The sequence below is a fragment of the Delftia sp. 11MD genome (assembly GCF_050907895.1).
In the GTDB taxonomy this organism is placed as follows: Bacteria; Pseudomonadota; Gammaproteobacteria; order Burkholderiales; family Burkholderiaceae_C; genus Comamonas; species Comamonas tsuruhatensis.
The window spans coordinates 4693371-4706311 of the sequence record NZ_CP194333.1 but is presented as its reverse complement, the minus strand read 5'-3'; the positions used below and the strand labels follow the sequence as shown (position 1 = coordinate 4706311).

Annotated in this window: 11 protein-coding genes; 6 read left to right on the top strand and 5 right to left on the bottom strand. The window is 68.0% G+C overall.

Annotated elements, in window-relative coordinates:
• Positions 1 to 151: 151 nt before the first annotated feature.
• The 3 genes from ACRSCF_RS21600 (at position 152) to ACRSCF_RS21590 (ending at position 3176) form a co-directional block, all read left to right on the top strand.
• Positions 152 to 1840 (top strand): methyl-accepting chemotaxis protein, encoded by a 1689-nt coding sequence (locus ACRSCF_RS21600; RefSeq protein WP_016449720.1) that lies wholly within the window; start codon positions 152 to 154, stop codon positions 1838 to 1840.
• Between the two features lie 122 nt (positions 1841 to 1962).
• Complete coding sequence (locus tag ACRSCF_RS21595) at positions 1963 to 2613, top strand: DUF937 domain-containing protein (protein ID WP_016449719.1); 651 nt, start codon at positions 1963 to 1965, stop codon at positions 2611 to 2613.
• 122 nt (positions 2614 to 2735) lie between these two features.
• Complete coding sequence (locus ACRSCF_RS21590) at positions 2736 to 3176, top strand: CBS domain-containing protein (RefSeq protein ID WP_016449718.1); 441 nt, start codon at positions 2736 to 2738, stop codon at positions 3174 to 3176.
• 60 nt (positions 3177 to 3236) lie between these two features.
• On the opposite strand, the gene ACRSCF_RS21585 is transcribed toward ACRSCF_RS21590, so the two are convergent.
• From ACRSCF_RS21585 to ACRSCF_RS21570, 4 genes are all read right to left on the bottom strand, one after another.
• Positions 3237 to 4043: an ABC transporter ATP-binding protein gene (locus ACRSCF_RS21585; RefSeq protein WP_017407363.1), complete on the bottom strand. Its 807-nt coding sequence runs from the start codon at positions 4041 to 4043 to the stop codon at positions 3237 to 3239.
• A complete protein-coding gene (ntrB, locus tag ACRSCF_RS21580; RefSeq protein ID WP_034367678.1) occupies positions 4040 to 4975 on the bottom strand; it encodes a nitrate ABC transporter permease in 936 nt (311 codons plus the stop codon). The genes ACRSCF_RS21585 and ntrB overlap by 4 nt, the downstream gene beginning before the upstream one ends.
• 40 nt (positions 4976 to 5015) lie before the next feature.
• Positions 5016 to 6296, bottom strand: a complete 1281-nt coding sequence (locus ACRSCF_RS21575; protein ID WP_034367671.1) for a CmpA/NrtA family ABC transporter substrate-binding protein — start codon at positions 6294 to 6296, stop codon at positions 5016 to 5018.
• 317 nt (positions 6297 to 6613) lie between these two features.
• Positions 6614 to 7879, bottom strand: coding sequence for a nitrate regulatory protein (locus ACRSCF_RS21570; protein WP_034367668.1), 1266 nt, complete (start codon positions 7877 to 7879; stop codon positions 6614 to 6616).
• 295 nt (positions 7880 to 8174) lie between these two features.
• Between ACRSCF_RS21570 and ACRSCF_RS21565 the strand changes: the two genes are divergently transcribed.
• Both ACRSCF_RS21565 and tsaD read left to right on the top strand, forming a co-directional pair.
• On the top strand, positions 8175 to 9869 hold the full coding sequence (locus tag ACRSCF_RS21565) for a putative bifunctional diguanylate cyclase/phosphodiesterase (RefSeq protein ID WP_034367665.1): 1695 nt from the start codon (positions 8175 to 8177) through the stop codon (positions 9867 to 9869).
• Positions 9870 to 9959: 90 nt separating this feature from the next.
• Complete coding sequence (tsaD, locus tag ACRSCF_RS21560) at positions 9960 to 11000, top strand: tRNA (adenosine(37)-N6)-threonylcarbamoyltransferase complex transferase subunit TsaD (RefSeq protein WP_016449712.1); 1041 nt, start codon at positions 9960 to 9962, stop codon at positions 10998 to 11000.
• A gap of 151 nt (positions 11001 to 11151) precedes the next feature.
• On the opposite strand, the gene ACRSCF_RS21555 is transcribed toward tsaD, so the two are convergent.
• Positions 11152 to 11532: an Hsp20/alpha crystallin family protein gene (locus ACRSCF_RS21555; protein ID WP_016449711.1), complete on the bottom strand. Its 381-nt coding sequence runs from the start codon at positions 11530 to 11532 to the stop codon at positions 11152 to 11154.
• A gap of 97 nt (positions 11533 to 11629) precedes the next feature.
• Here ACRSCF_RS21555 and ACRSCF_RS21550 point away from each other — a divergent pair, with 97 nt between their 5' ends.
• Positions 11630 to 12940 carry a branched-chain amino acid ABC transporter substrate-binding protein gene (locus tag ACRSCF_RS21550; RefSeq protein ID WP_244386568.1) on the top strand — a complete coding sequence of 437 codons (1311 nt, stop codon included), beginning with the start codon at positions 11630 to 11632 and terminating at the stop codon, positions 12938 to 12940.
• Position 12941 lies beyond the last annotated feature (1 nt).

The window sequence follows — 12941 nt, the reverse complement described above, 5'->3', positions numbered from 1 at the left end:
AGAGCGCGCAATCAGATGTCTGAATCGAATGGAGGTTTTGTGGCGATTTGTTTCAAATGCGACGAATCGGGGTACAACAAGCCACCGGGTCCTGCAGTAAGCCAGGGCCGCAATGACGTGAAGGATTTTTCTTCTTCAAGGGACCACGCCTATGAGAGTGAATCTGCCAGTCAGCACGCGTGAATACGCATTTCCCAAGGGCCAGACCCTGGTGTCCACCACGGACCTGAAGGGGCGCATCCTCTACTGCAACCCGATGTTCATCGAGGTCAGCGGCTACGAGCGCGAAGAACTGCTGGGCCAGCCCCACAACATGATCCGCCACCCCGACATGCCCGAGGAAGCCTTCCGCGACATGTGGGCCACCATCTCGGCCGGCCTGCCCTGGTCGGCGCCCGTGAAGAACCGGCGCAAGAACGGCGACTTCTACTGGGTCATGGCCAATGTCACGCCGCTGATGGAAGGCGACCGGCCCTCGGGCTACATGTCGGTGCGCACCGAGGCCACGCGCGAGCAGACGGATGCGGCCGAGCGCCTCTACGCCACCATGCGCGCCGAAAAGGACGCAGGGCGCAAGGTCCACGTGCTGCGCGCCGGCCATCTGGTGCGCAACAACCTGCGCGGACGCCTTGCCAGCGCGCTGAGCCTGGGCCTGGCAGGCAAGCTGGTGCTGATCTTCTTCCTGGTGGTGGCGGCAGCCTTTGGCGCGGCGATGGCGGGAGGGCACACGCTGGATGCATGGTCCGCGCTGGCCTGGCTGGCGGTCTGCATCTTCACGGGGCTGGCCGGGGCCTGGGCGTACCGGCTGACCGTGGCGCCGCTGGCGCAGATGGTGCTGCAGGCCAACCGCCTGGCGGCCGGCGACCTGACGCAGACCATACGCATCACGCGCAAGGACGTGGTGGGCGATCTGCAGAAGGCGCTGAGCCAGCTCAATGTGAACCTGCTGTCCATCGTGCGCGATGCGCGCGAGGAAAGCGACAAGATGCAGATCTCCACGCGGGAAATCGCGCAGGGCAACCAGGACCTGTCCGCGCGCACGGAAACCCAGGCCGGCAACCTGCAGCAGACGGCGGCCTCGATGGAGGAGATCACGGGCACGGTCAAGCACACGGCCGAGTCGGCGCGCCAGGCCACGGACCTGGCCACCCAGGCCAGCGAGGTGGCCGAGCGCAGCAGCGGCGCCGTCGACGGCGTGGCGGCCACCATGAAGCAGATCCAGGCCGCGTCGGGGCGCATCGGCGAGATCACGCAGCTCATCGACTCCATCGCCTTCCAGACCAACATCCTGGCGCTGAACGCCGCCGTGGAGGCCGCGCGCGCGGGCGACCAGGGCCGGGGCTTTGCGGTGGTGGCGGCCGAAGTGCGCAGTCTCTCGCAGCGCACGCAGGCAGCGGCCAAGGAGATCCGCGAACTCATAGACGACTCCGCCGCCAAGGTGCTGGATGGCAATCAGCGCACCGAGGTCGCGCAGAAAACCATGACCGAATCGCTGGACCTGGTGCGGCGCGTGAACCTGCTGATCGGCGAAATCCACAGCGCCTCCAACGAGCAGCTCAGCGGCATCTCGCAGGTCAACGCGGCCGTGGCGCATCTGGACAACATCACGCAGCAGAACGCGGCGCTGGTGGAGCAGAACGCGGCATCGGCCATGGCCTTGCAGGCCCAGGCGCAGACCGTGTCGGAGACCGTGCAGGTCTTCCGGCTGGACGCCACGGCCCGGGCACCGGCGGCCGTGGCCGACGCAGTGGCGCTGCGCCGGTCCATGAAGGCGCAGGCGCCGCTGCCGCCGCTGCGGCCGCCGCGCACCCAGCCGCAGCCGGCGCTGACCACGGGCTGAGCGCGATCCGGGCGCTGGAAAACATCGTTGACACTTGGGGCGCTGCGCCGTCATTCCCGCTGCGCCGGCCGGCGCTACCATGTGACTTTGTGTTGACCGGGCGACCGGATGAAGGAACGACCATGAACTCCAGCTCTTCCCTGGCCGCGGAACTGATGGCCCAACTGCAGGGCGCGCCCATGCAGCAGATGGCAGACCAGATCGGCGCCAGCCCCGCTCAGACCGAAAGTGCCGTGGGCGCGGCCCTTCCCGTGCTGCTGGGCTCGCTGGGCCGCAATGCGGCCGATCCGCAGGGCGCGGCCAATCTCTTCGGCGCGCTGCAGCGCGACCACGGCGCGGCCAGCGGTGGCGCCGGCGGGCTGGATCTGGGAGGCCTGCTGGGCTCGCTGCTGGGCGGCGGCGCAGGCGCAGGCGGCAATGCGGGCGGCGGGCTCGACGGCGCAGCCATCCTGGGCCATATCCTGGGCGGCAACCAGCAGCGCGCACAGGACGGACTGGGCCAGGCCACGGGCCTGGGCAGCGGCGGCGCGGCCCAGCTGCTGCAGCTGCTGGCCCCCATCGTCATGTCCTTTCTTGCACAGCGCGTGAGCGCAGGCGGCATGGATGCCGGCGGCCTGGGCCAGGTGCTGGGCCGCGAGCATGCGCAGGCGCAGCAGCAGGGCGGTCTGGGTGGTGGTTTGTTGGGCAGCCTGCTCGATCAGGATGGCGACGGCCAGGTAGGTCTCAGCGATCTGATGAAGATTGGTGGCAGCCTGCTGGGCGGCCGCCGCTGAAGGGCCGCATTCACTGAATCGGGCAGGGCCGGTGCGTGTGCATACACGCGCTGGCCCTGTTGCTTTTTGGGCGCAGTTCGGATGACACTAGAACCGAATTGGCGAACGACTGAAAGGCACCCATGACAGCAGTTGCAGACATTCTCAAGTCCAAGGCCACCAGCGCGGTGTACAGCATCGCGCCTACCGATTCCGTGCTCGACGCGCTGCGGCTCATGGCCGACAAGGGCATTGGCGCCCTGCTCGTGATGGAGGGCAGCGAGATCGCCGGCATCGTCACCGAGCGCGACTACGCGCGCAAGATCGCGCTGCTGGGGCGCACCTCCGGCGCCACCCTGGTGCGCGACGTGATGACGCGCGACGTGCTGTTCGTCGGCCCCACCCAGACCACGCAGGAGTGCATGGCGGTGATGACCGAGAACCGGCTGCGCCACCTGCCCGTGGTGGACGAAGGTGGCAAGCTGCTGGGCCTGATCTCCATCGGAGACCTGGTCAAGGACATCATCTCCGAGCAGAAGTTCATCATCGAGCAGCTGGAGCACTACATCTCGGGCCGGCACTGAGCCGGGGCTCGGCCTGCCCGCCATGGGCAGGGTCTCGAAGGCGGCAGGACCTGCGAAGGTTCAGGCCGCCTTTTCCACATGCCCCTGGCGTGTGTAGAGGAAATCGATCACGGCCTTGCGGCACTGGCGGTAGAGGTCGTCCTCGGCCAGCGCCACGCGGTTGCGCGGGCGGGCCAGGCCGACCTGCAGCACCTCGCCGATGGTGGCGGCCGGGCCGTTGGTCATCATCACGATCTTGTCGGACAGCAGCACGGCCTCGTCCACATCGTGCGTGACCATGACCACGGTGCTTTGCGTGCGCGCCACGATCTCCAGCAGCTCGTCCTGCAGCTTGGCGCGCGTGAGCGCATCGAGCGCGCCGAAGGGCTCGTCCATCAGCAGCACCTGCGGCTCCATCGACAGCGCGCGCGCAATGCCCACGCGCTGCTTCATGCCGCCCGATATCTCGCCGGGCCGCTTGTGCGCGGCATGGGCCAGGCCCACCAGTTCCAGCGCGGCCAGGGTGCGGGCCTTGAGCTGGGCGCGGCTTTCCGTGCGGCCATAGACGCGCTCCACGGCCAGGTGGATGTTGCCCTCGCAGGTCAGCCAGGGCAGCAGCGAGTGGTTCTGAAAGACCACGGCGCGCTCGGGTCCGGGGCCCTTGATCTCCTTGTTGGCGCACAGCAGCACGCCCGTGGTGGGCGTGGTCAGGCCCGCGATCAGGTTCAGCAGGGTGGACTTGCCGCAGCCCGAGTGGCCGATCAGCGAGACGAATTCGCCCCGCGCAATGGTCAGGTCGATATTGCGCAGTGCTGGAAACAGGCCCTTGGCGGTCTTGAAGCTCTGCTCCACGCCCTGGATCTCGATGAACTTGGACGATGCATTCATGCCTTCACCTCTTCGAACGTAAATGCCGTTGCCAGCTTGACCAGGGCCATCTCCAGCAGCAGGCCCACGATGCCGATCACGAAGATCGCGATGATGATGTTCTTGACGTTGAGGTTGTTCCACTCGTCCCAGACCCAGAAGCCGATGCCCACACCGCCGGTGAGCATCTCGGCCGCGACGATGACCAGCCAGGCCGTGCCCACGGCCAGGCGCACGCCGGTCAGCATGTAGGGCAGCACGGCGGGGAACAGGATGGTGGTGGCGATCTTCCACTCGCTGAGGTTGAGCACGCGCGCCACGTTCATGTAGTCCTGGGGCACGCGCTGCACGCCCACGGCGGTGTTGATGAGCATGGGCCAGATCGAGCAGATGAAGATGGTCCAGATGGCCGCCGGGTTGGCGCCCTTGAAGACCAGCAGGCCTATGGGCAGCCAGGCCAGCGGCGACACCGGGCGCAGCAGGCTGATCAGCGGGTTGAACATGCGCGACAGGAAGTTGAAGCGCCCGATCACGAAGCCGGCCGGAATGCCGACCAGGGCCGCCAGGCCGAAGCCCACGGCCACGCGCTGCAGCGAAGCGAGCACGTTCCAGCCCACGCCCTGGTCATTGGGGCCGTTGCGGTAGAACGGGTCGCTGAAAATCTCCACCGCCTGCTGCCAGGTCGCCAGGGGCCCCGGAATGCTCTGGCCGGAGCCCGCGGCCACCAGGGACCACACGCCCACGAGCAGGCCGAGGCCGCACAGCGGCGGCAGCACGGCCAGCCAGAAGGCGCGCGACAGCGCCGCCCAGTCGCGCGCAGGGGCGGGAGTCCTGGGCGTTGCCGGTGCAGCCTGCATGGCCGGGACCGGGGATGCAGCGGTGGGGGAAACCGGCGCAGGCGGGGCGGCGGCGGTGGAGGACTCTGCCGGGAAGTGGAAGACGGCGCTGACCATGGTGTGTTCCTCGGTGGGATGGGTCTTCAAAGGGGATCTCTCAGGCCTTGATGGCGAAGCTGTCCGCGTACTTGCGCGGGTCCTTGCCGTCCCAGACCGTGCCGTCCATCAGCTTGCTGCTGCGCATCTCGCCCTTGGGCAGCGGGGCCTTGGCGGCGGTGGCGGCCTGCTGGTAGATGTCCAGGCGGTTGATGGAGCGGGCCACGCCCAGGTAGTCGGGGTGCTCCTTGAGCAGGCCCCAGCGCTTGTGCTGGGTGAGGAACCACATGCCGTCGGACAGATAGGGATAGCCCACGCTGCCGTCGCCATAGAACTTCATGTGGTGGGGGTCGTCCCAGGTCTTGCCCATGCCGTCCTGGTAGCGGCCCAGGATGCGCTGGTTGATGGCGTCCACGCCGGTGTTCACATAGGCCTTGCCGGCAATGGTGTCGGCCATGCGGGTCTTGTTGGCCAGGCTCTCGTCGATCCAGCGGCCGGCCTCGATGATGGCGGCCGTCACGGCGCGTGCCGTATTGGGGTTCTGGCGGGCAAATTCGGCCGTGGTGCCCAGCACCTTCTCGGGATGGTCCTGCCAGATGGCCTGGGAGGTGGTGGCCGTGACGCCGATGCCGTCCATGATGGCGCGGTGGTTCCAGGGCTCGCCCACGCAGAAGCCGTCCATGTTGCCCACGCGCATGTTGGCCACCATCTGCGGCGGCGGCACGGTGATGACCTTGGCATCCTTGAGCGGGTGGATGCCGTTGGCCGCCAGCCAGTAGTACAGCCACATGGCATGCGTGCCCGTGGGAAAGGTCTGGGCAAAGGTGTATTCGCGCTTTTCGCTGGCCATCAGCTTGGCCAGGCCTGCACCGTTGACGGCGCCCTTGTCGGCCAGCTTCTTGGACAGCGTGATGGCCTGGCCGTTGTGGTTGAGCGTCATCAGCACGGCCATGTCCTTCCTGGCGCCGCCCACGCCCAGGTGCATGCCGTAGACCAGGCCGTACAGCACATGGGCAAAGTCCAGTTCGCCATTGGCCAGCTTGTCGCGCACGCTGGCCCAGCTCGCTTCCTTGGAGGGAATGATCCTGACGCCGTACTTCTGGTCGATCCCCAGCACCGAGGCCATGACCACGCTGGCGCAATCGGTCAGCGGAATGAAGCCGATGCGCACTTCCTTTTTCTCGGGCGCATCCGAGCCTGCCGCCCAGGCGCCGTGGTGGCCCAGCTGGGTGTAGAGCGCCGCGCCGCCTGCCAGCGTGCCGGCCTGGCGCAGAAAATCGCGCCGGGGCAGTGCCGGGCCGGAGGTGAGAGGGCCTGTGGTGGGCTGGGGCGTGGACGCCATGGCGGAACTCCTTCGATCGTCGGGAATGGAACACTTGCAAACCGGCATGTCCCAAGCAAAACGGCGTCCTCTCCGGCCGCGCTGCGCGGGGAGAGTGACGCCGTTGTCCTGGGGCCCTGAATCAAGACCGGGTTCCCGGCCGCCTTTGGCCGGGATTTGCCAGAGTCAATGCAGAAACCGTGCCAGGCGGCGTTCAAGGGGGACCATGCACTCCACCTGCCTTGCCGTCCGCGCCGGGCCACCTTCTGGTGCGCGACTTGCCGCAACACTGCACCAAGTCGGTGCTGCGCTGCAACATGGCGCGCAGCGGCACGGGTTCATGGGGCGGGCGGCAGCAGATCGGCCATGGAAAGCACGGCCTGCGCCACTTCGGCCAGGCGGCGGTTCTGGTTCATGGCGGTCTGGCGCAGCAGCTTGTGGGCCTCGCCTTCGCTGAGCTGGCGCCGTGTCATCAACAGGCCCTTGGCGCGCTCCAGCAGCTTGCGTTCCGTGAGCGTGGCGCGCACGGTCTCCAGCTCGGCCTGCATGGCCTGCAGCCGCTGGGACTGGTCCTGCACCAGGTCCATCACGGATCGGTCCAGCTGCGGGCCCAGACGCGCGGCCGGGGGCTGCAGCCCGCCCAGCGCCAGCGTGGCGGAGACGGGCGTGATCTCCATTGCCTGCGGCGCCTGCAGCAGCGTCTGCAGGGCGGCGCGCGCATCGACAATGCAGCGCTGGCACTGCTGCTGCAGCTCGGCCGTCAGGCGGGCCTCGACGGTGTGCAGCGCATCCATGCGCCGCGAGCAGCTGTCGAACCAGGGCTCGGCCATCTCTGGCGCCAGGGGAGTGCCCGGCGCGGCCGTGCAGCCCACGCGGCGCAGGCGTTCGATCACGGCCAGCGTGGCGTCGGCCGCGCTGCTTTCTTGCCACAGGGCCAGGGAATGGGGCGGCGCAAACTCCGCAAAGACCTGAAAGCAGCGCTCCTGCGAGGCGATCAGGTGCAGCCAGTGCTGCTGGCGCGGCGCATCGCTGACGCCCGCACCAAAGGCGGCCACGCCCGTGGCACGCTCCTGGCCCGCGAATTCCTTGCCCTGCATGAAGTTGAACAAGGCCACCAGCAGGCGCGAGATACCGGGCTCGGGTGCGCTGTCGGCCGCCTCGAACACCACGGCCAGCAGGCCTGCCACCAGCTCGATGTAGATGGCGGTGGCCGCCTCCGGCGACAGGTCGTGGCTGGCGACGCGCTCGCGCAGCGCAGGCAGGGCGTCCAAGCACTGCAGCACATGGGCGATGCGGCTGAACAGCCGCGCGCCATGGCCGGGGTGCCCCGTGGAGTCTGTTTGGCCGGGCTGCATGTCCAGCCCGTCGAAGCCGTCAAGCGCCGCCGCGGCAATCCGGTCGCACTCGGCCATCTGCGCCAGCCGTGCCTCGCCGCCATGCGCGCCCGCGCTGGCCAGAAAGACGTTGGACAGGCCGCGCTCCTTTTGCAGCGCATGGATGAGGCGGCTGAGCAGATCCACCAGTGCGCTGGTGCGCTGCAGTTGCTCCAGCTCGCCGATTTCGCACTGGCGCGCGGCCACAAGAAAGTTGAGAGCGGTTTTCATGGGGGACGGGTCCTGTCTGCCTGCATTGATGCAATTCCCATGCCGGGCCTGCCGTGGCGCAAAAGGAGAAGTAGAAGCAAGGCGCAGGGTTTGATAGAATTTTTCTAACGTTTTGGAATCGTCGATACAAATTTGGACGCGTGAATGTGTCGAGTATTTGCCGGGCGCCCTGCAGGAAAAAGCCCGGCTTTCCGGCACACACGACAACCATGGCATAGCCATCCACAAGATCGGGCTGCGCAATGCGGCAGCGAGGCTGAATCAGCATGAGCTTGCAATATCACGAGAAGATCGGATGTCCCCCGTGCGCTGGCGGTTCATGACCCAGGCGGTGTTGGGGCGGACTGTTGTGCGCCGGCGTGGCCCGTCCCTGGCTGCGCTGCTGCTGGGCCTGGCGCAGTGCCGGGCACTGGCGGGGGGCGAGCTCCTGGCCGCATCGGCGCCATCCGATGGCCAGGGAAGCTGGGCCGCGGGGTGGAGCGCTTTCGGCCTGTGGGGCGCCATTCCCGTTCTGATATTCCTGCTGGTTTCGCTGGTGGTCCATGTGCGCCTGCGCGAGAAGGCTCAGCGCCTGACGCAATCGCTGCAGCAGACCAATGAAAAGCTGCTGCGCGCCAATGTGAAGCTCAAGCGCATCGCCTTCAGGGACCCGCTGACCGGCACGGCCAACCGGGCGCTGCTCGAGTACCGGCTTGGCCGGGCGATTGCGCGCGCCGACAGCTCGGTGGAGCAGCCAGGGCCCGGCGGGCCGGTGCGCGTGGGCCTGCTGTACATCGATCTGGACGGATTCAAGCCCATCAACGACGTGGAGGGCCATGCCGCAGGTGACGCGCTGCTGTGCCAGGTGGCCGTGCGCCTGAACCGTATGACGCGCAAGTCGGACACGCTGGCGCGCGTGGGGGGCGATGAGTTCGTGCTGCTGCTGGGCTGCCTGGCATCGGAGGACGATGCCGTGGCCATGGCCGGCCGGGTGCAGAAGGTTTTGGGTCAGCCCTTCGATCTGCCGGGAAAGTCCATCTCCATCGGCAGCTCCGTCGGCGTGGCCATCTATCCCGATCATGGCCAGAAGGAAAAGCTCATGGCGGCGGCCGACCTCGCCATGTACACGGCCAAGCGCGCCGGCGGGAATTCCTGCGCTATCTTCAAGGAAAGCATGCGCAAGGATGTGGCCGTGCAGTTCGACCTGCAGCAAGCCCTGCGCCGCGCCGTCGCAAGCCAGCAGCTGGTGCTGTTCTACCAGCCCAAGATTGATGCCCGCACGGGCCGCATCCGCAGCGTGGAGGCGCTGGTTCGATGGAACCATCCCCGATTCGGCCTCATCAGCCCCCGCGTGTTCATTCCGCTGGCCGAGCGCTTCGGCCTGATCAGCGAGATCGGCGACTGGGTCATCGACGAGGCCTGCCGCCAGACTGCCCAGTGGACGCGCCAGCGGCGCTTCATGCGCGTCTCCATCAATATCTCGGGCTATCAGCTCTTTCAGACGCGGCTGGCGCAGTACATCGGCGAAGCGATCGAGCGGCACCGCATTCGGCCCGAGCAGTTGGTCTTCGAGATCACCGAGTCCGTGGCCATGGAGGACGACAAGACCACCATGGCCGTGATTGCCGAGTTGACGGGCATGGGCGTGCAGATTTCCATCGACGACTTCGGCACCGGCTACTCCAGCCTGGCCCTGCTGCGCCAGCTGGGCGCCGACGAGGTCAAGATCGACCGCAGCTTCGTGCGGGACGTGGCCATCAAGAGCGACGCGCGGGCCGTGGTCGATGCCATCGTGCGCCTGGCCCATGCGCTGGAGCTGCGCGTGGTGGCCGAAGGCGTGACCGACCAGCAGCAGCGCGAAGTGCTTCAGACGCTGGGCTGCGACGAGCTGCAGGGCTTTTACTTCGCTCGCCCCATGAACGCCCAGGCGCTGATCGCCAGCGAAATCTGGACCTCCGACGGCATCGAGCCCGTGCAGTTCTCGCGCTCGTCATACCTGGACAACCTGTAGCGGCCCGCCGGCCCCGCAACTGCCCGCCGGCCAGGGGCCATTGACGCGGGCGGCCGTGCGCCGCGCCCGCAGGTTCTACACTTCAGTCCCATGAGTTTGCTGATTCTGGGGATCGAATCCTCCTGCGATGAAACCGGCGTGGCCCTGGTCGAGGCCCCCGATGGCACGGGCGTGCCCAGGCTGCTGTCCCATGCGCTGCACAGCCAGATCGACATGCACCGCGCCTATGGCGGCGTGGTGCCGGAGCTGGCCAGCCGCGACCACATCCGCCGCGTGCTGCCGCTGACCGAAAGCGTGCTGGGCGAGTCCGGCCGCACGCTGGACCAGGTCGATGTGATCGCCTTCACGCGCGGCCCCGGCCTGGCCGGCGCGCTGCTGGTGGGCGCGGGCGTGGCCTGCGCCATGGCTGCGGCGCTGGACAAGCCCGTGCTGGGCGTGCACCACCTGGAAGGCCACCTGCTGTCGCCCTTCCTGAGCGCCGATCCCCCCGAATTCCCCTTCGTGGCCCTGCTGGTCTCGGGCGGCCACACGCAGCTGATGCGCGTGGACGGCGTGGGCAGCTACGCCATCCTGGGCGAGACCATCGACGACGCGGCCGGCGAGGCCTTCGACAAATCGGCCAAGCTCATGGGCCTGCCCTATCCGGGCGGCCCCGTGCTCTCGCGCCTGGCCGAGGGCGGGGACGCGCAGGCCTTCAAGCTGCCCCGGCCGCTGCTGCATTCGGGCGACCTGGACTTCTCGTTCGCCGGCCTGAAGACGGCCGTGCTGACCCAGGCGAAGAAGCTGGGCGATGACCTTGAGGCGCGCAAGGCCGACCTGGCCGCCAGCACGCAGGCGGCCATCGTCGAGGTGCTGGTCAAGAAGACGCTGGCGGCGCTGCAGCAGACCGGCATGAAGCGCGTGGTCGTGGCCGGCGGCGTGGGCGCCAACCGTCTGCTGCGCGCCCAGCTGGATGCGGCCTGTGCCAAGCGCAAGCTGCGCGTGCACTACCCCGAGCTGCACCTGTGCACCGACAACGGCGCCATGATCGCCATGGCCGCCGCCATGCGCCTGCAGGCAGGCCGCGAAATGGCGAACAGGCACTACGCGTTCGACGTCAAGCCGCGCTGGCCGCTCGATTCGCTGGCCTGATGGTCCTGGGCCGCGTGCCCGGCCTGCACGGCGGGCGCAAAAAAAGCCCGGCGCGGGCCGGGCTCTGGAAACGGGCTGTCACCTTGCCAAGAGGATGGAAGAAAGGATGGTTGACAGCCCGGGTGCACAAACGCGCTGGCCGTGACCGGACTTACTGGATGCTCAGCATGGTGGCCTTGCTCTGGGGTTCCAGGCGGGCCAGGGACAGCGTGAGCACGCCGTTTTCCAGCTTGGCGCTGCTGGCGGCCGTGTCGATTTCATGGTCCAGCTCCCAGGCACGCTGCACCTGGCGGGGCGCGCCCTCGACGCTGGACAGACGGACCACGGCGCCTTCGATGCTCAGCTGCAGCTGCTCGCGGGACAGGCCGGGCACATCCAGCTGCAAGGTCGTGGCCTTTTCATCGCGCTGAACCTGCACCGACGAGAGCGAAGGGGCCGCGTTGCCCAGGGTGCCTTGCAAGAAGCGCTGCAGGGCCAGATCGGCGGCTTGGGGAGCGAAGGCGTTGCGGCGGAGAACAGGCGTGAAGATCATGGTGGGTTGGCTCCTATAAACTGCGCGGCTTCATCGAAGTTGTCGCCGCATGGAGCCTAGTTAAGCGGTGTTGAACGCATTTCAAGAGGAAAAAGCCATGAATAAATTGCGCCGCAAGGTCTTGAAAAGCGGCGCCATGGCGCTATTTGCGGCGCCCGCGCTGCTGGCCCGGGCGTCAAGCGGGCACGACCGGCCCGTGTCGCCGCAGCGCGGCGAGCCGATACGGCTGGCGCTGATCGAAAGCCTGTCCGGCCCCTTTGCCAACACGGGCGAGGCCGTGTTCCGCAACCTGCTGTGGGCCGCCGAGCGCGTGAACGCGCGCGGCGGTGTGCTGCTGCCGGCCGCGCAGGGCGGCGCCCGGCCCCTGGCCATCGAACGCCATGACAGCAAGGGCCAGAACGAGGAGGCGCTGTCTGCGCTGCGCGCAGCCATCGACGGCGGCGCGCGCGTGGTCATGCAGGGCAATTCATCGGCCGTGGCCGCCGTGCTGGTCGACGCCATTGCCAAGCACAACGAGCGCGATCCGGCCCGGCGCGTGCTGTACCTGAACTACTCGGCCGTCGATCCCGCGCTCACCAACGAGCGCTGCAGCTTCTGGCACTTTCGCTTCGACGCCCATGCCGACATGCGCATGGCCGCGCTGATGCAGGTGCTGCGCGAGGACGGGTCCGTGCGCAGCGCCTACCTGATCGGGCAGGACTACAGCTTTGGCCAGGCCGTGCTGCGCGAGGCAAGGCGCCAGCTGGCCGCGCAGCGGCCCGATGTGGCCATCGTGGGCGACGAGCTGCATCCCGTGGGGCGCGTCAAGGACTTTGCGCCCTATGCGGCCAAGATCAAGGCCAGCGGCGCCCAGGCCGTGGTCACGGGCAACTGGGGCAACGATCTGATGCTGCTGGTCAAGGCCGCGCGGGAGGCGGGTTTTGACGGCCGCTTCTACACCTTCTACGGCAATGCGCTGGGCGCGCCCGCTGCCCTGGGCGAGGCCGGCGTGGGCAAGGTGCTTGCCGTGGCCGACTGGCTGCCCAACGTGCCGGGCCCCGACAGCCAGGCCTTCTACAAGGCATTCCGCGAGCGCTTTCCCAGGCCTGCCGATGACTATGTGCACATGCGCATGCAGCTGATGATGGAGGCCCTGGCCCAGTCCATGGCGCGCGCGGGCAGCACGGACACCGTTGCCGTGGCGCAGGCGCTGGAAAGCGCGGACGTGACCCTGGCCGGACGCAGGGGCCGCATGCGCGCGGCCGACCACCAGTTCCAGCAGGCGCTGGTGGTCGGCGTCATGGACAGGCAGGGGGCGCCAGGCGTGCCCTTCGATGTGGAAGGCTCGGGCTACGGCTTCCGCGTGGTGCGAGAGATCGAGGCCGCGCGTGCCGAGCAGCCCGCGATGTGCCGCATGCGCCGGCCCTGAC